This is a genomic window from Achromobacter sp. RT286_PF (genome assembly GCF_059760425.1).
This window is the reverse complement of the sequence record NZ_JCBAMR010000056.1, coordinates 1-21,439: the sequence shown is the minus strand read 5'-3', so window position 1 is coordinate 21,439 and position 21,439 is coordinate 1. Positions and strand designations below refer to the sequence as shown.

The window sequence follows — 21,439 nt, the reverse complement described above, 5'->3', positions numbered from 1 at the left end:
GGAGATAAAGCGAATAATTTTCTGATTCGTGCGCGACTTTTTTGAAACAGTGGTGTCGCGGTGTGGCCGCGCCACAGGGCGGCGCTACAGCATCCCGGCGGGTGCGCCGAAGTCCAGCGCGTCCTGCGCCAGCGCACGCAGGTTGGCCAGCATGGGCCGCGTGTCGTCGCGCCGCCATTGGAAGGTGTAGGCCAGGGGGCGTAGAGGCGGCAGGCCGGGCAGCGCGTACAGGTCGCCGCGTTGGATCATGATGCGCGCCCATGCCGTGGGCAGAAAGCCCAGGCCCAGCCCCTGCCGCAGCATCCCCGCGATGGCGCCCCAGCTGTTGCAGCACTGGGTGCGGCCGGGCGAGATGCCTTGCTCGGTCAGCCAGTCGTCCAGCATGCGGATCACGCCGGAGCTCTGCGGCTGCGTAATCAGCGTCAGCCCGGGCAGGTCGGCCACGGTCAGCGCGGTGGGGTCCGGCACCGCGCGCGGGGCGGCCACCCACTCGAACGACGCGCTGCCGATCAGGTGCGAGGCAATCGACGCGCGCGAAGACGGCCCCGCGATCACGGCGAAATCCAGCTCGCCTTCTTCCAGGCCGCGTTCAACCAGTTCACCCACGCCCACATAGGGCTCGACCAGCAGGTTGGGATGCGCGCGCTGGATGTCGTCGATCAAGCGGGGCATCCACGTCATCGATGTCAGCTCGCCCGCGCCAAAGCGGCAGCGGCCGGAATAGGTCAGGTTGTTGCTGGCCTGCTGCATGAACTGGTCGGCGTTGCGCAGCAGGTCCTTGGCATGGGGAACCAGCTGTTCGCCCAAGGCCGTCAAGGTGGCGCTGCGCGCGCTGCGGCTGAACAGATCGGCGCCGATGGACGCTTCCAGTTCACCAATGCGCTTGGACAAAGACGACACCGAGATATTGAGCCGGTTGGCGGCAATGGCAAAGTTCTTGCAGGTGGCGGCCCAGTAAAAGGCTTCGAGTTGCTTGAGGGTCATGGCGGGGCTGGGGCAGGATCAGGTCGGCTTAAGGGCGAAGAAAAGTGTAATAAGCAATATCGATAAAGTCACTTTATTCAAACAAGCGCTGCGCCTATAGTCGTGCGCCATCGCCCAAACCATAGCGCGACGGCCGCTCCCGCAAGAGGCCCGCCGCCGCCAGGAGACCGCCATGCCCGACCCGTTGCGCCATCTGCTCTGCTTGCATGATTTCCAGGCAGCCGCAAAGAAGCGCCTGCCTGAGCCGATCTATGCCTATGTGTCGGGCGCGGTGGAAGACGGGCAGTCCGAGCGCGGCAACCGGCAGGCCTTCGCGCACTACGGTTTCCAGCCCAAGGTGCTGGTGGACGTCTCGCAACGCTCCACACGCGCCACCGTGCTGGGCCGCGACTACGCCGCGCCCGTCGGTGTGGCGCCCATGGGCATCGCGGCGTTGTCCAGTTATCGCGGCGACATCGTGCTGGCGCGCGCCGCCGCTGCCGCCGACGTGCCCTGCATCATGAGCGGGTCGTCGCTGATCCGCTTGGAAGAAGTGATGCAGGCCGCGCCGGGCACCTGGTTCCAGGCATACCTGCCGGGCGATGACGCGCAGATCGGCGCCTTGATCGATCGCGTTGCCGCCGCCGGCGTCACCACGCTGGTGCTGACCGTGGACACCCCCGTTGCCGCCAATCGCGAGAACAACGTACGCGCCGGCTTCTCCACGCCGTTGCGGCCCAGCGTGGGGTTGGCGTGGCAGGGGCTGACGCATCCGCGCTGGCTGTTCGGCACGTTTCTTCGCACGTTGTGGCGTCATGGCATGCCGCATTTTGAAAACAACTACGCCACGCGCGGCGCGCCGATTCTGTCGGCCAACGTGCTGCGCGATTTTTCAGATCGAGGCCATCTGAACTGGCGCCACGTGGCGGCCATCCGCCGCCGCTGGAAAGGGCAGATGGTCATCAAGGGCATCCTGCATCCCGACGATGCGCGCACCGCGAAGGCGCATGGCATGGACGGCGTGATCGTGTCCAACCATGGCGGCCGTCAGCTGGATGGCAGCGTGTCGCCGCTGTTGGCCCTGCCCGCCGTGGTGGACGCCGCAGGCGGCATGGACGTGATGCTGGACAGCGGCGTGCGGCGCGGGTCCGACGTGCTCAAAGCCATCGCGCTGGGCGCGCGCTGCGTGTTCGTGGGGCGGCCCTTCAACTATGCGGCCACCGTGGCGGGGCAGCGGGGCGTGGCGCACGCCATCGATCTGATCGTGGAAGAAGTCAGGCGCAACATGGGCATGCTGGGCGTCGTGGCATTGCGCGACGTGGTGCGCGACACGCTCGTGCGCTTGCCGCCGGGGCAAGACGGCGTGGGCGGCGAAGGCGGGCAGGGCGGGTAGGGCGGTCAGTGCGGTCAGGGTGGCCAGCGCGGCGACGGCGCCATGCGCACTTAGCCTAGAATGCCGGCACCCTGACTTTTGCGCGGCTTCGTCCGCACTGCCGCTGTGTTCCGTTGTTCCTGCGTACTGGCGTGGCCTCGTTTGAAACTCTTGCGTCGCCGCGCGCTTGCCTGCTGTGTGGCGATGTCCGCCGTGATGTCCGCCATCGTGCCCGGCGTCGTGCAAGCGCAACTGGCCGCGGCCAACACCGACCATCTGAAAACCGTTGAGCCCATCGGCGGCGATTTCGCGCTGCAAGGCTATCCAAAATCCCACCTGCGAACGATCCTGTATCGCGGCAAGATCTACCGGCCCTTGAACGCCTACGAGTTCGTGCACGTCAAGCCGCTGGGGCCCACGCAGGGCGGCCAGCCCATGCTGCTGGCGGTGTCCAACGACTTCATGGGCGTGGGCACGATCTTGATCGCCGTGCAAAACGGCACGCCGCTGGCGCGCGTGCTCAGTCCCACGGTGGACCTGCGCGACCCGGACATGGGCCTGGCGCAGCCCGGCCGGCAAGACGTGCTGCTCTTCACGGCGGGCTCGCGTGCGCTGGTGACCGCGACCGGGCAGGTGCTGTGGTTCGAGCACAAGCGCCCGAAGGAGTACGTCCATTCGATGCCGCTGTTGGTGTCGGTGTCGCCGGACAACAGGCAGGGCGCGTTGCTGTTGGATAACCAGATCCGGCTGGCGCGCATCGACGACGGCCCCTATGCCAGCGTGCCGTTCACCAAGGACCGGCAGGCCAAAGCGTTCGCCGGTCTGTGGGAAGAAAGTTCGAAAGCGGCAAAAAAGGCCCTGGACGCCGGCCAGCGCATCGACCAACGGCGGCTATACAACAACCTGAAGGCGGCATGGATCAATCGGCATTTTGCATGGCGACAGGGCAAGGACGGCTGGCAGTTCACGGGGCTGGAACTGACGTCCGCGCCCCTGCCCGCACTGACCGCGCAGGAGCATTGACATGACGCACGTTGCAAAGCGATTGCCGCGTCAAGGCGTGGGCCTGCTTGCGGTATCGCTGTTGGTGGGATGCGCGGGCAGTGCCGCCCTCTACGAAGAGCATGTGCGCACCGAAGACGCCAACCCCAAGGATGTCGTCCTGACGCTGGACGTGACGTTTGCGCGCGCGCCCGATTTCGACCCGAAGCAAGACACCCGGGCAGGGCCGCCGCCGCACGTGGAATATTCCGGCGGCCCCAGCCTGGACGTGCCGTTCTATCAAAAAGGCATAGGCTTTGACCTGGGCGTGGTCGGCGACCCGCGCGCCTTGCTGGCCTTGCCGTATCCGTCGCCCGCCACGCGCACCACGTCGGCCAAATTGAAGATCTTCGGCGAACGGCGCGATGCCAGGCTGTACCGCTTTGTCGTGCTGCCCCGCGCCGGCTGGAACAGCTACAACAGCTTCCAGGTCTCTTTCGCCATCAATGGCCGCCAAGAGGGCATGACGTTTGCCTACAGCACCCAGGCGGTGTGCGACAACGCGTTCGACGTGACCACGCCCACCTATGGTTTCGGCATGTCGGTGTCGGCCAGATTGCCCGACGGCAAACCCGCTTGTCTGATGGCCTGCGACGCGCGGCCCGGCTACCCGGGCTATTGCGCGTTCGGCGCCGACGTGGAATCCATGTTGGTCCGTTGATGCGGGCCGGGCGGTCAGCCGCCCATGTCTTTCACCGCCCGTTCGATCAACCCTTGCAGCCAGGCCAGCGCCGCGTCCGTCGGCGCGCGCCGGCTGCTGATCATGTCGACGGCAAATGGGCCGGGGTCCACTTCCGGCGGCAAGGGCCGCAGGCTGAGGCTTTGCCCCGCCAGGCGCTGCGCCGCGCGGCGCGCCAATGTGGCGATCAAGTCCGTACCGGCCACGGCGTGGGGCAGGGCGACGATGTGTGCAAACGTGCATGCGACGCGGCGCTTGCGGCCCAGACGTGCCAGGCCGGCGTCCACCACCCCGCGCGCGGAACCATCGTTGCTGGGCACGAACAGCGCGTGCGGCAAGGCGACGTAGCGTTCCAGCGTCAGCTTGCGGCCACGCAGGCCGGGATGCTGTTTGTCGGCAATGCAGATGAAGGTTTCTTCGTATAGCCGCTTGGCACGCATGCGCTTGGGCGGGCTCAGGTGGCCGCCGATGGCGATGTCGACGGTGCCGTTATCCAGTTGTTCGTAAATGGCGGCGCGGTCCAGGCGGGCGACGCGCAAGTCCACCGCGGGCGCTTCACGCCGCAGGCGCGCCACGATGTGCGGCACGAGCACCACGTCGGCATAGTCGCTGGCGGCCAGCGTAAAACGCCGTCCGTGCGCCGCACCGGGGTCAAACCCCACCCATTGGGCCAGCGCGCGCCGGATCTGGTCCAGCGCGCTGCTTACGGCGGGCATCAGCGCGATAGCGTGGTCCGTGGGCTGCATGCCGTCGGCGGTGCGCAGGAACAGTTCGTCGTTGAACAGGCGCCGCAACCGGCCCAGCGCGCTGCTTACCGAAGGCTGCGCCCGGTGAATGCGCTGCCCGGCCAACGTCACGTTGCGCGTTTCGTACAGGGCTTCAAAAGCCACCAACAGGTTCAAGTCCACGGCAGATAGATTCATACGGCCAATAGTACGTATAGCGAATATCGATTTCAACAATGGGTGCTGTCGCATCTACCATGGTCCGCATGGACACACAAAGGAAGCAGGCATGGCAACCGTATTGATTACCGGCATTGAACCGTTCGATGGCGAAACGCTTAACCCCTCGTGGGAGGCCGCGCGCCGCCTGGACGGGCAGGCCGTGGCGGGCGCGCACTTGGTTGCGCGCCAACTGCCCTGCGTCATCGGCAAGGTGGTGGATCGCTTGCGCCAGGCAATCGATGACGTGCAGCCGGACGTGGTGATCTGCCTGGGGCAGGCGGGTGGTCGCGTGGACGTGTCGGTCGAGCGCGTGGCGATCAACGTGATCGATGCGCGCATTCCCGATAACGAGGGCCGCCAGCCCGTCGACGAGCCCATCGTGGCGGGCGGCCCGGCGGCCTATTTTTCCACCTTGCCCATCAAGGCCATCGTCCGCGACCTGCGCGCGGCCGGCATTCCCGCTTCGGTGTCGTCCACGGCGGGCACCTACAACTGCAACACCATCTTCTACGGCCTGGCGCATCTGATCGCCAAGCAGCGGCCCGCGTTGCGCGGTGGCTTCGTGCACGTGCCTTACCTGCCCGAGATGGCCACGCGCCATCCCGGCGCGCCCAGCCTGGCGCTGGACGTGCTGGTGCAGGGCGTCAAGATCATGGTGGCCACGACGCTGGCGGTGTCGCAAGACATCAAGCTGGGCGCGGGCGCGCTGCACTGAACCGGCGGACATCAACATGAACACAACATTGGCAAACGCCGACACTTTTGCGCTGGACGGCACGCCGTTCCAGCATCGCCGCGTGGTGGTGGACGGCTTGGGATATCACGTGGTGGAAGGGGGCACGGGGCCCGCGCTGATCTTGTTGGCGGGCTTTCCGCAAAGCTGGTACGCGTGGCGGCGCGTGATGCCGCTGCTGGCGCCGCACTTTCGCGTGTTCGCGGTAGACCTGCCTGGGCAGGGCGATTCCGACAAGCCGCTGGATGGCTACGATACGCGCACCGCCGGCGAACGCCTGCATGCCTTGTTCCACGCGATGGGCCTGACGCGCTATGCGCTGGCGGGCCACGATATCGGCGCGTGGATCGCGTACCCCTACGCCGCGCGCTATGCGCACGAGGTCGATCACGTGGTGCTGCTGGACGCGAACATTCCCGGCGTCACCCTGCCGCCCGCCATCGAGCTTGGCGCGGATAACTGGCGCAGCTGGCACTTCTTGTTCAACAGCGTTCCCGACTTGCCCGAAGCCTTGCTGGCCGGGCGCGAGCGCATCCTGATCGAATGGTTCTTCTCACGCAAGACGGCCAACAAGCCGGGTGTGTTCAGCCGTGCCGACATCGATGAATACGAACGCGTGTACCAGACCTTGGGCGGCCTGCGCGGCATGCTGGGCTACTACCGCGCTGAACCGGAAGACCGCGAACAGAACCGCGCGCTGCGCGATACGCCGTTGACCGTGCCAGTGCTGGCGCTGGGCGGACAGCAGGGCAGCGCGCCCGGCCTGCACCAGGCGCTGCGTCCCTTGGCGCGCGATCTTCAGGGCGGCGTGTTGGCCGATTGCGGCCACTATCTGCCCGAGGAACAACCGCGAGAATTGGCGCGGCGCATGTTGGCGTTCATGACGGACAAGCGCGCCTAGCCGGGCTATTTTTACATTGCGTATCGGTATTTGTTGCGCGCCGTCGCCGCCCCTATCCTGAATTTTTGCAAACACACAGGGGCGGCAAATGAGCACACTGGAACACACGCGGCTGGACATCCGGCCGCTGTCGGTTTTTACGGGCGCCGAGATTCACGGCGTGGACCTGACGCAAGCGCTGACCGAAGACGAGGTCGAGCAGATCCGCGCGGCGCTGCTGCGCTGGAAGGTTGTTTTCTTTCGCGACCAACACATCGACCACGCCCAGCACCTGGCTTTTGCGCGGCGTTTTGGACGCCCGACGTCGGCGCATCCGTACGACGCGAATCCACCCGAAGGCTATCCCCAGATCCGCACGATTTCATCGCGGTCCACTACCGGGCGGCGCGGTGAACGCTGGCACACCGACGTAACGGGCGTGGTCAATCCGCCCGCCGGGTCCATCCTGCGCGCGGGCCGGCAAGTGCCTGCGTATGGCGGCGACACGATCTTCACCAATCTGGTGGCGGCTTACGAGCATTTATCGCCCGCGTTGCGCGCGCTGGCAGACGGCCTGTGGGCACGCCACCAGTTTGGCGGCTACAACGGCGACTTCGACAACCAGACCGTCTATGCCCAACGGGTGCAGGCCAGCCCGTTGGTGTCCGAGCACCCCGTGGTGCGCGTGTTACCCGAGACGGGCGAGCGCGCGCTGTTCGTGAACCCCGGCTTCACGCGGCGGATCAAGGACGTCAATGAAGAGGAAAGCCGCCATCTGCTGAACCTGTTCTTTGAAGAAATCACTCGGCCCGAGTACACCGCGCGCTTCCGTTGGGAGCCCGGCAGCATTGCGTTCTGGGACAACCGTGCGACGGCCCACCAGGGGCCTGGTGACTTTGCTTATCTGGACACCGAGCGCGTGCTGTACCGCATCACGCTGGAGGGCGACGTGCCCGTGGGGGTGGACGGCCGGCATTCAACGGCGGTGCTGGGCAAGCCGTTCAGCGCGTTCGGCGCGGACACGGGAGCCACGGCATGAGCAGCAAACGTAAATCCGCATGGCGCTTGGGGCTGGGTCTGGCGGCGGGCGTGGTGGTGGGCGCCGGCCTGTTGAGCAATTTTGCCGGGTCGGCGCCGGTGGCCTCGGAAGACGCCAACCGCTACCCGAACCGACCCGTCAAGATTGTGGTGCCGGTTGCGGCGGGCGGCAGCGCCGACAAGCTGGCGCGCACCCTGGCGCAAAAGCTGGGCGAGAAGTGGCGCCAGAGCGTCGTCGTCGAAAACCAGCCGGGCGCCAGCAGCGCCATCGGCAACGCGGCCGTGGCGCATGCTCGCGGCGATGGCTACACGCTGCTATTGGCCGGCGACGCCTTGTCGCTCAATGCCTTGCAGGCCAGCGTGCCGTACGACCCAGTCAAGGACTTGCAGGGCGTGACCAAGGCGGTGGTGAACCCGCAACTGCTGGTGGTGCGCCCCGGCCTGGGCGTGAAGACCTTTCAGGAGTTCGTGGCGCTGGTCAAGCAACGACCCGGCGAGATTTCGCTGGCCTTGCCTGGCGGCACGGGCAGCTTGCAGCACCTGGCGGTGGAACTCTTGAACGAGCGCATGGGCGCGAAGACGAATCAAATCCCTTACCCCGGCGGCGGCCCGGCCACGCTGGACGTCTTGGGCGGGCACGTGGACGCGATGTTGATCACCTTGGCGGCCGCCACGGAAAACGTGCGCAGCGGCAAGCTGGTGGCGCTGGCCGTGACCACGCCGACGCGCTCTGGCGCGTTGCCCGACGTGCCCACCATGCAAGAGGCGGGGCTGCCCGACTACGCGGTGGAAAGCTGGCAGGGCTTGTCGGTGCCGGCATCCACGCCGCGCGCGGTGGTCGACCGGATCAACCGCGACGTCGTGGCGGTGCTGCGCGAGCCCGATACGGCGGCGTTGCTGGAAAACCTGGGCTTCACCATCGCCGCGACGGCGCCCGAAGCGGTGGACCAGACGGTGCGCGACGACATCGCAACTTACCGCCGCATCATCGCGTCGGCGGACGTGAAGCTGAAGTAGCGCGCAGCCGCGCCGTCGCACGGACGCCGCCGCCCGGATGCCGTCCCCGCCCGGACCTTCCGCATATTGATATCTGAAAGTCTTCTTTGTCTTGCCGGCCTGGCGCCCGCAGCATGGACGCACGTTCACATCAACCGATAGACAACAACATGACGATACGCAAAGCAGCCGCCCACCCGGCCGTCGGCATCGCCGGCGGCTACATCAGCCTCACCCTTACCCTGGCGCTGGCGCTTGCCGCCGGTGCGGCCCACGCCGACGCCACGCTGGACAAGATCAAGCAGCGCGGCACGGTCACCATCGGCGTGCTGGCCAACGGCGGCGTGTTCGGCTCGCTGGACCCGGCCACGCAGCAGCTGGTGGGCTGGAACCCCGAGCTGGCGCGTGAGCTTGCCAAGGGCCTGGGCGTGAAAGCCGAACTGGTGCAGGTGCAAACCGCGACCCGCACGCAATTCCTGATTTCGGGCAAGGTGGATCTGCTGATCGCCTCAATGGAACTGAACCCGGAACGCGCCGAGATCCTGGGCTATGCGCCCACGCCGTTCTTTCGGGTGGGCGGCGCGGCGGCCACGCTAAAGACCAGCGGCATCGCCAAATGGGAAGACCTGCGCGGCAAGCCGGTGTGCGTGTCGCAAGGCAGCAGCTTCGCCAAGCCCTTGTCGTCGGACTATGGCGCGGTGGTCAAGGGCTACAAGAGCTCTTCCGATTCGCTGCTGGCGCTGCGCGGCGGCCAGTGCGTGGCGGCCGTCCACGACTCCACCTTGATCCATCCGCTGCTGCGCAACAACCCGGAATGGGCCGACTACCACGCGCCCATCGCGACCGAGGTGCTGCCCGCCAATTCCGTGGTGTGGACGCGCAAGGGCGAAGCCGACACGATTGCCGCCGTCGACAAGGTGGTGCAGGACTGGCACCGCACCGGTTGGCTGATTGCCACCGAAAAGCGGCTTGGCATCGAGCCCGCCCAACCCTTGTTGCAGGAACTGCACGCCAAAGCCAAGCAGGGCGGCTGAGCGCGCCTGAATACGGATCGGACATACGAAGATGAAGCATCTGGGCAAGAACAACTCGGGCAAGAACAATTCGGACAGCGCGGGTTCGGCGAAGTATCCCCGTGTTCGCACCAAGGGTGATGCCGGCAAACCGCTCGCGCCACGGCCACGCGCCGCCATGGCGGTCGCGCTGGTCGCGGGCTTGGCGACCTTGGGCGCGGCCGGCATCGCGCACGCCGACGCCACGCTGGACAAAATCAAGCAGCGCGGCAAGCTCGTGGTGGGGGTGGACGGCGCCAGCCCGCCGTTCGGCCAGCTGGACCCGGCCACCGGCAAGGTCGGCGGCTTTCAGACGGACCTGGGCGCGGACATCGCCAAGCGCCTGGGCGTCACGCTGGAGACGGTGCCGGTCACCGCGTCCACGCGCGTGCAGTTCCTGCAAGCCGGCAAGGTGGATCTGCTGATCGCCAACATCCAATGGACCCAGGAACGCAGCGAAATCCTGAGCTACGCGCCCACGCCCTACAACCTGGTGGGCGGGGCGGCCATGGTGTCCAAGAAAAGCGGCATCAAGCGCTGGGAAGACCTGAAGGGCAAGGTGGCGTGCGTGTCGCAAGGCAGCAACTTCGCCAAGCCCTTGCAGGACACCTATGGCGCGGTGGTGAAGGGCCTGCGCAATATTCCGGAATCGTTGCTGGCGTTAAAGGGCGGCAGCTGCGACGCGTCGGTGCACATCCAACCGGCGCTTTATGAAACGCTGCACGGACCCAGCGCAGCGCAATGGAATGACTTTGAGCTGGCGACGCAGGATCAATTGATTCCATCGCCCACGGTGATCTGGATGCGCCGCAACGAGGCCGACACGCGCGCCTTGGTGGACGGCGTGGTCCGCGACTGGTTGACCACGGGCTTGCTGGTGCAGGCGGCCGAACGCTATGGCGTACCGGCCGATTACCTGAAGCAGGCCACCGCCCGGGCGCATGCCGGCCAATTCGACAGCGCGCCGCCCGAAGCCAACGCCAAGCCGTGACGCCCTGCCAGGACGGTAAGCAGTGCCCCCAACGCTTGACGCCTTCGGATCCTCCGACCGCAAAGGAAGTGACATGACCACAAACCTGTTCCCCGACGCCTTGTCGCGCCGCGCCCGCGGCGCCCAGCTGTCTCCCATTGCCGCCGCTGGCGCCCGTGCGGCGCGGTTGGCGGCAGAGGGCCGTTCCATCATCGTGCTGACCTCGGGTGAACCCGATTTCGACACGCCCGACGCCATCAAGCAGGCGGCTCGCGTCGCGCTGGAACAGGGCCAGACCAAGTACACACCCACCGCGGGCACGGCGGCCTTGCGCCGCGCCGTGGCGCAAGGCTACCGCCAGCGAGACGACGTGGACGTGGACGCCTCCAACGTCATCGTGTCCAACGGCGGCAAGCAGGTGATCTACCTGGCGCTGAACGCCACGCTGGACGAGGGCGACGAGGTGATTGTGCCGGCCCCGTACTGGCCCACGTTCCCGGACGCGGTGCGCATCAACGGCGGCCAGCCGGTGGTGGTGCCCACGCGCGCCGAACAGGGTTTCAAGCTGACGCCGCAGAGCTTGCGGCAAGCGATTACGCCGCGCACCAAATGGCTGATCCTGAATTCTCCCGGCAACCCCTCGGGCGCGGTCTATACCGCTGACGAGCTGGCCGCGCTGGCCGCCGTGCTGCGCGACGCGCCGCACGTGCTGGTGCTGTGGGACGAGATGTACGAAGCGATCTGGTTCTTGCAGCCGCCCGTGTCCCTGCTGCGCGTGGCGCCTGATCTTGCCGGCCGCACGCTGGTGGTCAACGGCGTGTCCAAGGCGTATGCCATGACAGGCTGGCGCATTGGTTGGGGCACGGGGCCCAGGCCGTTGATTCATGCACTGGAAGCCGTGCAGTCGCAGGTGTCGTCCGGCCCCAGCTCGTTGGGGCAGGCGGCGGCGCTGGCTGCGTTGCAAGGGGCGGCGGACGGCTTTGTGATAAACGCCAGGCACGCGTACGCCGCGCGTGCGCAGCGCGTGGTGGATGGCTTGGGTGCGGTGCCGGGCTTGCAGGTTCATGTGCCGCACGGCTCGTTCTTTGCATGGGTCGGCGTGGCGGGCCTGATTGGCGCGGTGCGGCCGGACGGGCGCCGCATCGAGCACGACGGTGACGTGGTCGACTGGCTGTTGGAGTCGGCGGGCGTGGCCGTGGTGCAGGGCAGCGCCTATGGCTTGTCGCCGTATTTGCGGCTGTCATTCGCGGCGTCCGACGCCGATATCAACGCGGCCATCGAACGTATCGGCCAGGCCGTCGCGACGTTGGCGCCGCAGGCATCGCTGGAGGCCGCCGCATGATGGAAAAGCTGTTGCAAGCCTGGGTTGATGTCTTCAAGCCGCTGGGCCTGAACTACAGCTTTGTGCAGGACCCGGGCGAGCTCTCGGCGTTCGGGCATGGCCTGTTGGTGACGCTGCAACTGTGCGCATGGACCATCCCCGTCAGCCTGTTGTTCGGCGTGCTGATCGCAGCGGGGCTGACCAGCGGCCGCCGATGGTTGGCGGCGCCCTTGCAGGCCTTCGTTGAACTCACGCGCAACACCCCCACGCTGGTGCAGTTGTATTGCGCGTTCCTGGTGTTGAACATGCTGATCACGCAGAAGCTGGGCGGCGGCAATCCCATCACGCCGTTCGCCTGGGTGGTGATCGTGGTGGCGCTGCACAAGGGCGTGTTCCATGCGGAAGCGCTGCGCGCCGGCATCCAGGCCGTGCCGTCGGTGACGATGGAGGCCGCGCGGTCGCTGGCGTTTACAAGGCGCCAGATCCTGACGCAGGTGCAACTGCCGCTGGCCGTGCGCTTTGCCCTGCCGGCGCTGGTCAACAACCTGGTGGACCTGGTGAAAATGACTGCCATCGCGTCGGCCATCGCGGTGGGTGACGTCACGTACGAATCGATCATGATCTGGTCGCATCGAGACAACGTGCTGGAACTGCTGCTGCTGATCCTGTTGTACTTCGGCTTGCTGACGTGGCTGGTCAGCGTGGCGGGCCGTCGTCTGGAAGACCGTCTGAGGATGCCCGGCTATGGCCAATGATCTTGCGTTCAAGGGCGCCGATGCCAAAGCGCCCGGCGTCGACGGGCAGCAACGCCGCCGTCGGGCCGCCACCGGGTTTCTGCCGGCGTTGTTGCCAGCATTGTTGCCCGCGTTGTTGCGCGACCCGTGGTTTTTGCTGTTGTTGGCCCTGGTCGCGCTGGGCTTGACCTGGGCCGTCACCGGCACCACGCCCGAAGCCGTGGCGGCGTTATGGCACTGGTCGCCCGCCTTGCTGCGTGGGCTGGCCATGAACATCCAGATCAGCCTGCTGGCGATGGCGCTGGGCACGCTGGTGGGGCTGGTGATCGGCGCGCTGTCGCTGTCGCCCTCATGGCTGTTGCGCAGGCTCACGCGCGCTTACGTTCTGCTGTTTCGTAACGCGCCGATTCTGGTGCTGGTGTATTTCACCACCTACGTGTTTCCGTTCGAACTGAACCTGGGCGGCTGGTATGTGCCGTTCCCCGATTGGATCAAGGTGGTGATCGGCCTGGGGCTGCCCGCCAGCGCCAATGTGGCCGAGATCTTCCGGGGCGCCATCCAGTCGATACCCAGCGCGCAGTGGGAAGCGGCGCAGTCGCTGGCGTTCAAGCGGACACAGATTTTTCGCATGGTGGTATTGCCGCAGTGCGTGCGGCGCATGTTGCCGTCGTGGATGAACCTGATGGCCAGCATCACGATGAGCACCTCGCTGGCGTCCCTGGTAGGCGTGCACGACCTGGTGGATACCGCCACCGTCGCCAGCAACACGGTGGCGCGCAGCGACTTCACCATTCTTGTCTATTTCACGCTATTGGCGCTGTTTTTCGCCTATTGCTATCCCATCGCGCGTTGGACGCGGTACCTGGAACGACGCCATGAACATCATTGAACTGAATCCGCTGGTCAGCCTGCGCGACGTGCACCTGGCGTTTGGCGATACCGAAGTGCTGCGCGGCATCGACCTTGAAGTCAAGCAAGGGCAGGCGGTGTCGATCATCGGCCCGTCTGGATCGGGCAAGTCCACCATCCTGCGTTGCATCACCGGCCTGTTGCGTCCGCAACGCGGCGCGATCCAGGTGGGCGGCGTGCGCGTGGACGGGCTGAAAACAGAATCCGATTTCATCGCCTTGAGAAAGCGCGTGGGCTTCGTGTTCCAGCAATACAACCTGTTCCCGCACCTTAGCGTGCTGGAAAACCTGGTGATCTCACCCGTGAAGGTGGCCGGGCTGCCGCGCGTGCGGGCCGAGGCCCGCGCGCGTGAACTGCTGGCCAAGGTGCGCATGGAACACAAGGAAGGCGCGTATCCCGGCGAACTCTCGGGCGGCCAACAACAGCGGGTGGCCATCGCGCGCGCGCTGGCGCTGCAACCTGAGTTGATTTTGTTCGACGAGGTGACCTCGGCGCTGGACCCTGAAATGGTCGGCGAAGTGCTGACCGTGATTCGCGATCTGGTCCAGGACGGCATGACCTGCGTGCTGGTCACCCATGAAATGCGCTTTGCCCAAGAGGTGAGCGACACCGTGTACTTCACCGAAGCGGGCCGCATCGTGGAATCCGGCCCGCCGTCGCGCCTCTTCGGCGCGCCGGACAGCGACCGTACCCGCGCCTTCTTGCAGCGTTCGCTGGGCGCCTCGCCCGCTCGCCGGTCCACGTCGGATCCGATCGCGAACGCGCTGTCTTTCGACCCGCTGCGCCTGGCGGTGTAACCCACAAGGAATCTGATCATGACTTTCCCATCCGCAATGTTGGCAGGCCACCAAGAGGTGCGCGCATGAGCCTGGATCACGCCCACGTCCAAACCCGGCTGGTACACGCCGGCTCTCCCGCATTGACGCAGGGAGCGGGCCCGGTCAACGTGCCTGTCGTGCGCACCAGCACCGTGCGTTTTGCCGACACCGCCACGCAGGCCGCGCTTAACCAGCAACGCGCGTTGGGTGACCGCGTTGCCACCTACGGGCGCCACGGCCTGGACACGCACCAGGCGCTGGAAGAGGCGGTGGCCTTGCTGGAAGGCGGCTATCGAACGGTGCTGGCGCCGTCCGGCCTGGCCGCGATCACGTTGGTGCTGCTGGCGACGCTTGCGCCGGGCGATCACGCGCTGGTGGCCGATAGCGTGTATTCGCCAGTGCGTAAGGTCGACAAGTCCTTGCTTGCGCGCTATGGCATCGAAGTGGAATATTTTTCACCAGGGCAAGATGCGCTGGAACCGTTGATCCGGCCCAGCACGCGGCTGTTGTACCTGGAGTCGCCCAGCTCGCTGCTGTTCGAGGTGCTGGACTTGCCCGCGCTGGCAGCCACCGCGCGCCGTCATGGCCTGTGGGTGGCGGCCGACAACACCTGGAGCGGCGGCCTGTACTACCAGCCGTTGGCGCTGGGCGCGCACATCTCCATCCAGGCCGCCACCAAATACCTGGCCGGCCATTCGGATGTGATGATGGGCGTGGTCACCGTGGACAGCGCCGAACTGGCGCAACGGATTGGCGCGACTTACGACGCGCTGGGCTTGTCGGTGGGCGCGGACGACGCCTATCTGACGCTGCGTGGGCTGCGCACGCTGGACGTGCGCCTGGCACGCCATCAAGTCAACGCGCTGGCCGTGGCGCAATACCTGGCCGCGCACCCGGACGTGTCGCGCGTGTTTCATCCGGCCTTGCCCGAAGACCCTGGCCACGCGTTGTGGCGGCGAGACTTCAGCGGTGCAAGCGGCTTGGTGTCTTTTGTCTTCGCTCACCCGGACCCGACGGCGGCATCGCGCTTCATCGACGCGTTGCAGTACTTTTCGATCGGCGCGTCCTGGGGCGGTTATGAAAGCCTGGCGCTGGAAGCCGCGCCGCAACGGCTGGCGGAACATAGCCTGTGGAAGCAGGTGTCCGGGCAGCAATCCGTGGTGCGGCTGCACATCGGTCTGGAGAATCCGCAAGATTTGATCGGCGACCTGGAACGTGCGTTCAGCAGCACGCGCGAGGCGTTGCGACGCAGCGCCTGAGGCGGGCTCCAAACATCAGCGCAACGATAAAAAATCAGCTGCGCGTATTTGCTAATAAGCGGCGCGCTTTAAGGTTTCTGGCTATGTAGAAGCAATTACAACCTCTTTGTCTGGTTGTGCCTTCGGGTACTAAGATTTGCCCTGTTCCATGGCTGGCAGCAGGGCATGACTTCACTTCTTTCGATCGATTCGGTACAGCTTCCATTCCTGTCGCGCCGGCTTCACGCCGTGCGCGAGTTCTATCACCGCGTCATCGGCCTGGACGAGATGCCCGCGCGGGATGGCCAGCGCCTGCTTTTCTCTTTGGGCGACGCGACGCTGTCGCTATCGCCGGTCCAAGAGCTGAGCAGCGGCGTCAAGCCCGACTACCTGGCGCTGAAGACGCGCGCCTACGACGAGATCCTGGCGCGTCTGCGTCAGGCCGGGCATTTTCCGGTCTGTTCCAAGCCCGACGCATCGCCGCGCGTGATGTACGTAAAAGACCCGTCCGGCAATCAACTGGCCTTCCTGGGCTGAGGGCGCGCGATGAACTTTCAGCAACTACGTTCCGTGCGCGAAGCCGTGCGCCAGGACTTCAACCTGACCGACGTCTCGGAAAGCCTGCATACCTCGCAACCCGGTGTCAGCCGGCAGATTCGCGAGCTTGAGGAAGAAGTGGGCGTCGACATTTTTGTGCGCTCGGGCAAGCGGCTGATCGGCCTGACGCCGCCCGGCGCGCTGATCTTGCCCTTGGTCGAACAAATCCTGCAATGCGCGGACAACATCCGGCATGCAGGCGCCGAATACGCCGATAGCCGGCAGGGCGTGCTGTCGATCGCGGCCACGCATTCGCAGGCGCGCTACGCCTTGCCGCCGGTCATCAAGGAATTTCGCCAGCGCTATCCGGACGTGGTGCTGCACCTGCATCAAGGCTCGCCCAAGCAGGTGTCTGAAATGCTGCTGGAAGGCGAGGCCGACATCGGCGTGGCAACCGAAGCCGTCGCCAACTATCCGGGGCTGGTCAACCTGCCGTGCTACCGCTGGAGCCACAGCATCATCGTGCCGCGCGGCCATCCGCTGGAAGGCCGGCACGACGGCATCAGCCTGTCGCAGTTGTCCCGCTATCCCATCATCACCTATGGCCAGGGCTACACCGGCCGCGCCCACATCGACGAAGCGTTTGCCCGGGCCGGCCTGACCCCGGACATCGTCATGACGGCCATGGACGCCGACGTGATCAAGACCTATGTAGAGCTGGAGCTGGGCGTGGGCATCGTGGCCGCCGTGGCCTGGGACCCCGAACGCGACACGCGGCTATGCGCCATCGACGCCCGCCACCTGTTCGAAATCAACCTGACCCGCCTGGCCATCCGCCGCGGCGCCTGGCTGCGCGGCTACGCCTTCCACTTCATCGAGATGTTCGTCCCAACCCTGACGCGGCAAGTGGTGGAACGGGAGCTGAAGGGAGAGGGCTGAGGGGCTGTGCGGCTGGCGTTTCGGTGAAAGCGGCTGAGCGTGCAGGGTCGATGCAGCGCATGCGGCGCGGGCGTTGTCAACGCAGGAACGATACCAGCACCCAGGTGACGTCCTGGCCGTTCACTTGTGGCATGGGCGTCTGATAAGCGAACGTCCGGGGACCGGTGGGAAAGGCTTCGCAGGTCCATGTGCCCGGGTAGGGGCAAGGCTGGCCGGACCGTACGCGGGTTTTCGGGCTTGTGGCAGGGTCGCCCATCCAGTGCCAGGTGATGGATTGCCCTTGATACCTGGGCAGCGCGCCGTGCCTGCCAACGACGCACAGTATTTCGCCCTTGTCGTCGCCTTGCCATAGGCCGGCGCGAGGCGCTGACTCACCGCTTTCGGCGCGGCGTGCGGGCTCGGGGAGCGGGTCACTTTGATCTATGTCGCGCTGCCAGATCACGCGGCCGTGCGATGGACTTTGTGAGATCGACGGAGCCGCTTCCCCAGCCTTGAAATAGCGCCGCGAACCGGTTTTTGCAAGGGTGTACCACCAGCCGTCTGACGGGATGTCTTCGCCGACGAGGATGTGTGTGGGCGTGGGTTCGTTCGGCGCGGCCCCGGGTGTCCGGCCTCGAATTTCAGGCGTGGGCCAATCACTGTCGTCATCGAACCGGCCAAGCCAACGCTGCGTGTCGGAGCGATTGAAACGCTCATTCGGATCGCCATCCCATTCGCCCGAGCCCACCAGGTCCAGCAGGGGATGGCGGATACGGCGAAGCAAACGGTTGGCCAACACGGGAAGCTCGGGCACGCCGTTTTCGACGGGGTAGAGTTCCGGTTGCGGGCCAAGTTCGATCCACTGGCCGCAGTGCAACGAGTCGATGCGGACGCGGGGGTCGGCAAGGTGCGCGGCTACGTCGTCGCGCGATATCCCAAGCTTTTCGCGCCAGATGTCGGACAGGAAAAAGCCCCAGGTGGGGGGGCGGATGCCGGAGGGTAGTTCCGGTGTGAAAGTCATGCCGAACGTGTCGTCGGTGTCCAAACCATAGAAATGGGGCGTCAGCGCGCGATCCCACACGGCAACTTCAGACCGCATGCCGAACTCCAAGGGATTGGCTATCGCAAAGCCGCTGTAGACCTGAGCTGGCGACAGGAGCGTGATCGTTTGAATAACGAATTTTCGCCACGCGTCCTTATTGTCCAACCACCACTGCCATCGAAAATACAATTGGATCGAAGAGTAGGCGCGGTCGCCGTCCCCCCAGTCTGACGTTCTCCATAGGTACGCAGCGTGGGTGGGCGAGCTCGCATGGTTCGCTTCGTCAGTGAAATTGACTGTAAACGCCTTGTCTACAGCGATCTTTCTCGCCCAATCGCGTAGGTCTCCAAGACGCGGCGACCCGTAACGATGGGGTCGAGACGTGCCTGGATGGGTTGCGACGGTATAGGGAAAGTCCAAGAGCCGTTCGAAAGCCTCGTGTATATCGATCATGTCCGTTGCGGTCTTTGAGGCCACTGCGGGATCGTACGTAAAGTAAAAGGTAATAAACGGCGTGATCGAGAGCTCGAATTGGCCATTATCGATTGCAGTGTTAGGCCATTTCTTCAAGTCGGCAATCATGCCCGCGAGGTCGTCATGTTCGATCAATGGATGGGCGGTACTCACTTTCCTCTCCTGGCCGGCTGCTTGCGGCTGTCCCCATCGTTTGTTGCGGCGGGACGATATCCCGTGCAATCTTCAGGTACCCGAAGGAGCGCGACCTTGTGGGGTTTATCGCCCATTAAATGGACGTAGTTCTTCATCTGTTCCGGGTTAACCCAATCATTCGGAAACTTGATTTCCACAGCGGCAAATACGTTGCCGACGACAAACGGTTCCTGGCGGTATTCCACTATGACAAGGTCCGGTGCCAAGCTTCCTTTAGGGCGAGGCCAAAAAGGGAAGAACTCGCTGATGCGTTTCGGTCGTGTCGACGGGTTGCCCAGCATGGCGGCGTGAGACTTCCTGTCATAGTTCGGCTCAGCCTTCAACGGGCTTTGCCATGCCAGCAAATCGTCCACGACTTCAAACACGAGCGACGCGGTCGTTTGCTTCAACGCCACATCAATCGTGGTTTCGATGATCTCTCCGGGAATTTTCTTGCGTATTCGTCGCGGCACGGTTAGCGGAGATTTCAGCGCCCACTGGCATACCGTGCTGATCACCGGCCGAAACGGAATTTTTCGCTCGATATATTGTCGGTACGTGACGTTCTCGCTGCGTCCGCGCGATACCGTGCTGTTGCCACCCGTGCGCACGAACGTCGAACTCTTGATGTCGATTTCATCCTTCATCCCCTGAATCACGTCTTTCAAGATCGATTGCACTTCCTTTTTCCGCTGACCGATCTGCGCCAGGGTCTCGGCGGCTTCAATAGCGGTTTGTGCGGTCTCATAGGCGGCATAGGCGCGATAAGCGCGGTAGCCCCAGATGGGAGCGGCGGCGACAGGGGCGGCCATTGGGTTCTCCTGATGTGGGGGATGCGGCTAATAACCCGGGGGCGTCCCGATGGTTGACTTGCGGGTCGGCCAATCGCTGCCGTCATCGAACCGGGCTAGCCAGCGCCGGGTGTCGCGGCAATCGAAGTGCTTGCCGGGTTCTACGTCCCGAGGGCGGAAGCCGAGCAGATCCAGTCGCGGATGGCGGATCTTGCGCAGCAGGCGATTGAGCACAGCGGGCAGCCTGGGCACGCCCCGTTGAACGGGATAGAGCTCCGGCCGCGGTCCCAGTTCGATCCATAGTCCGCAATCCAGGGGCTCGATACGGATAAGCGGGTCGGCAAGCTGGGCCGTCACATCGTCGCGGGAGGTGCCGAGCTTGTCGCGCCAAATGTCAGACAGAAAGAAGCCCCAAGTGGGCGGGCGTATACCGGACGGCAGTTCGGCTGCTCGCATCATGCCTGGCGGGTGATCGATGTCCAGGCCGTAGAAATGCGGTGCAAGCGCCCGATTCAGGATGGCAGCTTGTGGACGCATGCCAGTTCCCAAAGGGTTCGCGACCGCAAAGCCGCTATAGACTTGCGCGGGCGTCAGATACGCAATGCTCTCCAGCACAAACTGCCGCCACTCGTGCTGGTGGTCCAGCCACCATTGCCAACAAAAGTAAAACTGTAGAGATGAGTAATACGGTGCTTTCCCCGCGATGGCGGGTTCGCGGCGCAAATATGCAGAATGCCCGGGTGAAATCTGGTGGTTGTCCTGGTCCGTGAAGTTCACCGTGAACACTTGGTCAACCGGGCAACTGCGTGCCCACTCGTGCAGTTCGTCCAAGCGAATCGAGCCATATCTAAGCAGCCGCTCGGAACGGGGATGGGTAGCTATCGTGTAAGGATGTCCTAGAAGTCGCGCGAACGCATCTTGGACGTCGAGCATATCCAAGGTGGTCCGCAAGCTCTGGTCGGGCAAGTAATGAAGGTAGAAGGTGAGATAGAAGCGAGGCCAAAGGGGAAACGAACCGTCATCAATGGCGATACCAGGCCACGGTTTCAACGCATCAACCCTGCACGTCAGATCGTTATCGTTGAGCAAAGGAGGGCGTGTATTCATTTTTCGCTCCTGCGTGAATGTTGGGCCTTGGTGCTTGATGCGTGCGCCGGCCCGTGTCGATGACTACGCCGGGAATCTGTCGGCGTGTTCGCAGCCAACATGGGAAGCAGTCGCCGATGGGTTTGCGGAGTGCGGCCGGATCTCGAAGCATCGCTCGATCGGCGGTTCCGTTGTGGTTCGGTTCCGACTTCAATGGGCTCTTCCACGACAACAAGTTATCGGTAGCGTCGATAGATGGGCGATATAGGCGATGTAGGCGATATAGGCTGGATATCCGGGATATCCGGGATAGGCGGGATACAGCGGTAGCCCCAGACGAGGGCGGCTGCGGCGGCGGGGGCGGCCATGGCTTGCCTCCTAACGTAAGAAAGAAACCAGCGCCCACGTCACGTCCTGCCCGTTCACTTGTGGCATGGGGGCTTGATAAGCGAAGGTTTGCGGACCCGTTGGGTGTTCTTCGCAGGTCCACGTACCGGGATAGGGGCATGGCTGCCCAGAGCGCACGCGGGCGGCGGCGCGTTGGGCGGCGTCGTGCATCCAGTGCCAGGTAAGGGATCGGCCTTGATATGGGGGCAGCGCCTCATGTTTCGCGACCACGCACAGGACTTCGCCTTTTTCGTCGCCACGCCATTGACCACCCCGTGGGGCCAACTGACCGGTTTCGGCCTGGCGTGCCGCTTCGGCTTCGGGTGGGCGTTGATCGAT

At 64.8% G+C, this 21,439-nt stretch carries 21 protein-coding genes; 16 read left to right on the top strand and 5 right to left on the bottom strand.

What is annotated here, in order from left to right; all coding sequences use genetic code 11:
• Positions 1-84: 84 nt before the first annotated feature.
• Entirely contained in the window at positions 85-984 is a 900-nt protein-coding gene (locus AC6LJY_RS26230; protein WP_498137123.1) for a LysR family transcriptional regulator, read from the bottom strand.
• A gap of 172 nt (positions 985-1,156) precedes the next feature.
• On the opposite strand from AC6LJY_RS26230, the gene AC6LJY_RS26225 reads away from it, so the two are divergent.
• The 3 genes from AC6LJY_RS26225 to AC6LJY_RS26215 all read left to right on the top strand — a co-directional run bounded on the left by AC6LJY_RS26225 (position 1,157) and on the right by AC6LJY_RS26215 (position 4,037).
• A complete protein-coding gene (locus AC6LJY_RS26225; protein WP_498137122.1) occupies positions 1,157-2,356 on the top strand; it encodes an alpha-hydroxy acid oxidase in 1,200 nt (399 codons plus the stop codon).
• A 141-nt stretch (positions 2,357-2,497) separates the two neighbouring features.
• Complete coding sequence (locus AC6LJY_RS26220) at positions 2,498-3,358, top strand: hypothetical protein (RefSeq protein WP_498137121.1); 861 nt, start codon at positions 2,498-2,500, stop codon at positions 3,356-3,358.
• Between the two features lies 1 nt (position 3,359).
• A complete protein-coding gene (locus AC6LJY_RS26215; protein WP_498137120.1) occupies positions 3,360-4,037 on the top strand; it encodes a hypothetical protein in 678 nt (225 codons plus the stop codon).
• A 14-nt stretch (positions 4,038-4,051) separates the two neighbouring features.
• Here the strand turns inward: AC6LJY_RS26215 and AC6LJY_RS26210 are convergent, their stop codons facing one another.
• Entirely contained in the window at positions 4,052-4,978 is a 927-nt protein-coding gene (locus AC6LJY_RS26210) for a LysR family transcriptional regulator (protein ID WP_498137119.1), read from the bottom strand.
• 91 nt (positions 4,979-5,069) lie between these two features.
• On the opposite strand from AC6LJY_RS26210, the gene pcp reads away from it, so the two are divergent.
• From pcp to AC6LJY_RS26145, 13 genes are all read left to right on the top strand, one after another.
• Complete coding sequence (pcp, locus tag AC6LJY_RS26205; RefSeq protein WP_498137118.1) at positions 5,070-5,717, top strand: pyroglutamyl-peptidase I; 648 nt, start codon at positions 5,070-5,072, stop codon at positions 5,715-5,717.
• A gap of 16 nt (positions 5,718-5,733) precedes the next feature.
• A complete protein-coding gene (locus AC6LJY_RS26200; protein WP_498137117.1) occupies positions 5,734-6,636 on the top strand; it encodes an alpha/beta fold hydrolase in 903 nt (300 codons plus the stop codon).
• An 88-nt stretch (positions 6,637-6,724) separates the two neighbouring features.
• Positions 6,725-7,654, top strand: a complete 930-nt coding sequence (locus AC6LJY_RS26195; protein ID WP_314364300.1) for a TauD/TfdA dioxygenase family protein — start codon at positions 6,725-6,727, stop codon at positions 7,652-7,654.
• Positions 7,651-8,670 (top strand): tripartite tricarboxylate transporter substrate binding protein, encoded by a 1,020-nt coding sequence (locus AC6LJY_RS26190; RefSeq protein ID WP_104145828.1) that lies wholly within the window; start codon positions 7,651-7,653, stop codon positions 8,668-8,670. Before AC6LJY_RS26195 ends, AC6LJY_RS26190 begins: the two co-directional genes overlap by 4 nt.
• Before the next feature lie 149 nt (positions 8,671-8,819).
• Positions 8,820-9,683: a transporter substrate-binding domain-containing protein gene (locus AC6LJY_RS26185; RefSeq protein WP_498137116.1), complete on the top strand. Its 864-nt coding sequence runs from the start codon at positions 8,820-8,822 to the stop codon at positions 9,681-9,683.
• Between the two features lie 157 nt (positions 9,684-9,840).
• Positions 9,841-10,692: a transporter substrate-binding domain-containing protein gene (locus tag AC6LJY_RS26180; RefSeq protein WP_498137125.1), complete on the top strand. Its 852-nt coding sequence runs from the start codon at positions 9,841-9,843 to the stop codon at positions 10,690-10,692.
• A gap of 73 nt (positions 10,693-10,765) precedes the next feature.
• Positions 10,766-12,013, top strand: a complete 1,248-nt coding sequence (locus AC6LJY_RS26175) for an aminotransferase class I/II-fold pyridoxal phosphate-dependent enzyme (protein WP_498137115.1) — start codon at positions 10,766-10,768, stop codon at positions 12,011-12,013.
• A complete protein-coding gene (locus AC6LJY_RS26170) occupies positions 12,010-12,747 on the top strand; it encodes an amino acid ABC transporter permease (protein WP_046807695.1) in 738 nt (245 codons plus the stop codon). The genes AC6LJY_RS26175 and AC6LJY_RS26170 overlap by 4 nt, the downstream gene beginning before the upstream one ends.
• Positions 12,737-13,615 (top strand): amino acid ABC transporter permease, encoded by an 879-nt coding sequence (locus tag AC6LJY_RS26165; protein ID WP_498137114.1) that lies wholly within the window; start codon positions 12,737-12,739, stop codon positions 13,613-13,615. Before AC6LJY_RS26170 ends, AC6LJY_RS26165 begins: the two co-directional genes overlap by 11 nt.
• The gene (locus tag AC6LJY_RS26160; protein WP_498137113.1) at positions 13,602-14,432 is read left to right on the top strand and encodes an amino acid ABC transporter ATP-binding protein; all 831 of its coding nucleotides are present in this window, start codon (positions 13,602-13,604) and stop codon (positions 14,430-14,432) included. Before AC6LJY_RS26165 ends, AC6LJY_RS26160 begins: the two co-directional genes overlap by 14 nt.
• Positions 14,433-14,497: 65 nt before the next feature.
• On the top strand, positions 14,498-15,712 hold the full coding sequence (metC, locus tag AC6LJY_RS26155) for a cystathionine beta-lyase (protein ID WP_498137112.1): 1,215 nt from the start codon (positions 14,498-14,500) through the stop codon (positions 15,710-15,712).
• Between the two features lie 165 nt (positions 15,713-15,877).
• A complete protein-coding gene (locus AC6LJY_RS26150; RefSeq protein WP_046807698.1) occupies positions 15,878-16,228 on the top strand; it encodes a VOC family protein in 351 nt (116 codons plus the stop codon).
• Between the two features lie 9 nt (positions 16,229-16,237).
• Complete coding sequence (locus tag AC6LJY_RS26145; protein WP_314364288.1) at positions 16,238-17,167, top strand: CysB family HTH-type transcriptional regulator; 930 nt, start codon at positions 16,238-16,240, stop codon at positions 17,165-17,167.
• 76 nt (positions 17,168-17,243) lie between these two features.
• On the opposite strand, the gene AC6LJY_RS26140 is transcribed toward AC6LJY_RS26145, so the two are convergent.
• From AC6LJY_RS26140 to AC6LJY_RS26130, 3 genes are read right to left on the bottom strand one after another with little or no spacing between them, the layout of a single operon-like run.
• Positions 17,244-18,815, bottom strand: a complete 1,572-nt coding sequence (locus AC6LJY_RS26140; protein WP_498137111.1) for a type VI immunity family protein — start codon at positions 18,813-18,815, stop codon at positions 17,244-17,246.
• Positions 18,812-19,648 (bottom strand): VRR-NUC domain-containing protein, encoded by an 837-nt coding sequence (locus AC6LJY_RS26135; protein ID WP_498137110.1) that lies wholly within the window; start codon positions 19,646-19,648, stop codon positions 18,812-18,814. Before AC6LJY_RS26135 ends, AC6LJY_RS26140 begins: the two co-directional genes overlap by 4 nt.
• 27 nt (positions 19,649-19,675) lie before the next feature.
• Positions 19,676-20,734: a type VI immunity family protein gene (locus tag AC6LJY_RS26130; protein ID WP_498137109.1), complete on the bottom strand. Its 1,059-nt coding sequence runs from the start codon at positions 20,732-20,734 to the stop codon at positions 19,676-19,678.
• Between the last annotated feature and the right edge of the window lie 705 nt (positions 20,735-21,439).

Bases quoted from the DNA above. Each gene is read 5' to 3' on its own strand.
- AC6LJY_RS26200 (WP_498137117.1), top strand. From the start codon at position 5,734: ATGAACACAACATTGGCAAACGCCGACACTTTTGCGCTGGACGGCACG.
- AC6LJY_RS26150 (WP_046807698.1), top strand. From the start codon at position 15,878: ATGACTTCACTTCTTTCGATCGATTCGGTACAGCTTCCATTCCTGTCG.
- AC6LJY_RS26180 (WP_498137125.1), top strand. From the start codon at position 9,841: ATGGCGGTCGCGCTGGTCGCGGGCTTGGCGACCTTGGGCGCGGCCGGC.
- AC6LJY_RS26160 (WP_498137113.1), top strand. From the start codon at position 13,602: ATGAACATCATTGAACTGAATCCGCTGGTCAGCCTGCGCGACGTGCAC.
- AC6LJY_RS26145 (WP_314364288.1), top strand. From the start codon at position 16,238: ATGAACTTTCAGCAACTACGTTCCGTGCGCGAAGCCGTGCGCCAGGAC.
- AC6LJY_RS26190 (WP_104145828.1), top strand. From the start codon at position 7,651: ATGAGCAGCAAACGTAAATCCGCATGGCGCTTGGGGCTGGGTCTGGCG.
- AC6LJY_RS26225 (WP_498137122.1), top strand. From the start codon at position 1,157: ATGCCCGACCCGTTGCGCCATCTGCTCTGCTTGCATGATTTCCAGGCA.
- AC6LJY_RS26210 (WP_498137119.1), bottom strand. From the start codon at position 4,978: ATGAATCTATCTGCCGTGGACTTGAACCTGTTGGTGGCTTTTGAAGCC.
- AC6LJY_RS26215 (WP_498137120.1), top strand. From the start codon at position 3,360: ATGACGCACGTTGCAAAGCGATTGCCGCGTCAAGGCGTGGGCCTGCTT.
- AC6LJY_RS26195 (WP_314364300.1), top strand. From the start codon at position 6,725: ATGAGCACACTGGAACACACGCGGCTGGACATCCGGCCGCTGTCGGTT.
- AC6LJY_RS26165 (WP_498137114.1), top strand. From the start codon at position 12,737: ATGGCCAATGATCTTGCGTTCAAGGGCGCCGATGCCAAAGCGCCCGGC.
- AC6LJY_RS26185 (WP_498137116.1), top strand. From the start codon at position 8,820: ATGACGATACGCAAAGCAGCCGCCCACCCGGCCGTCGGCATCGCCGGC.
- pcp (WP_498137118.1), top strand. From the start codon at position 5,070: ATGGCAACCGTATTGATTACCGGCATTGAACCGTTCGATGGCGAAACG.
- AC6LJY_RS26135 (WP_498137110.1), bottom strand. From the start codon at position 19,648: ATGGCCGCCCCTGTCGCCGCCGCTCCCATCTGGGGCTACCGCGCTTAT.
- AC6LJY_RS26130 (WP_498137109.1), bottom strand. From the start codon at position 20,734: ATGAATACACGCCCTCCTTTGCTCAACGATAACGATCTGACGTGCAGG.
- AC6LJY_RS26170 (WP_046807695.1), top strand. From the start codon at position 12,010: ATGATGGAAAAGCTGTTGCAAGCCTGGGTTGATGTCTTCAAGCCGCTG.
- AC6LJY_RS26230 (WP_498137123.1), bottom strand. From the start codon at position 984: ATGACCCTCAAGCAACTCGAAGCCTTTTACTGGGCCGCCACCTGCAAG.
- AC6LJY_RS26175 (WP_498137115.1), top strand. From the start codon at position 10,766: ATGACCACAAACCTGTTCCCCGACGCCTTGTCGCGCCGCGCCCGCGGC.
- metC (WP_498137112.1), top strand. From the start codon at position 14,498: ATGAGCCTGGATCACGCCCACGTCCAAACCCGGCTGGTACACGCCGGC.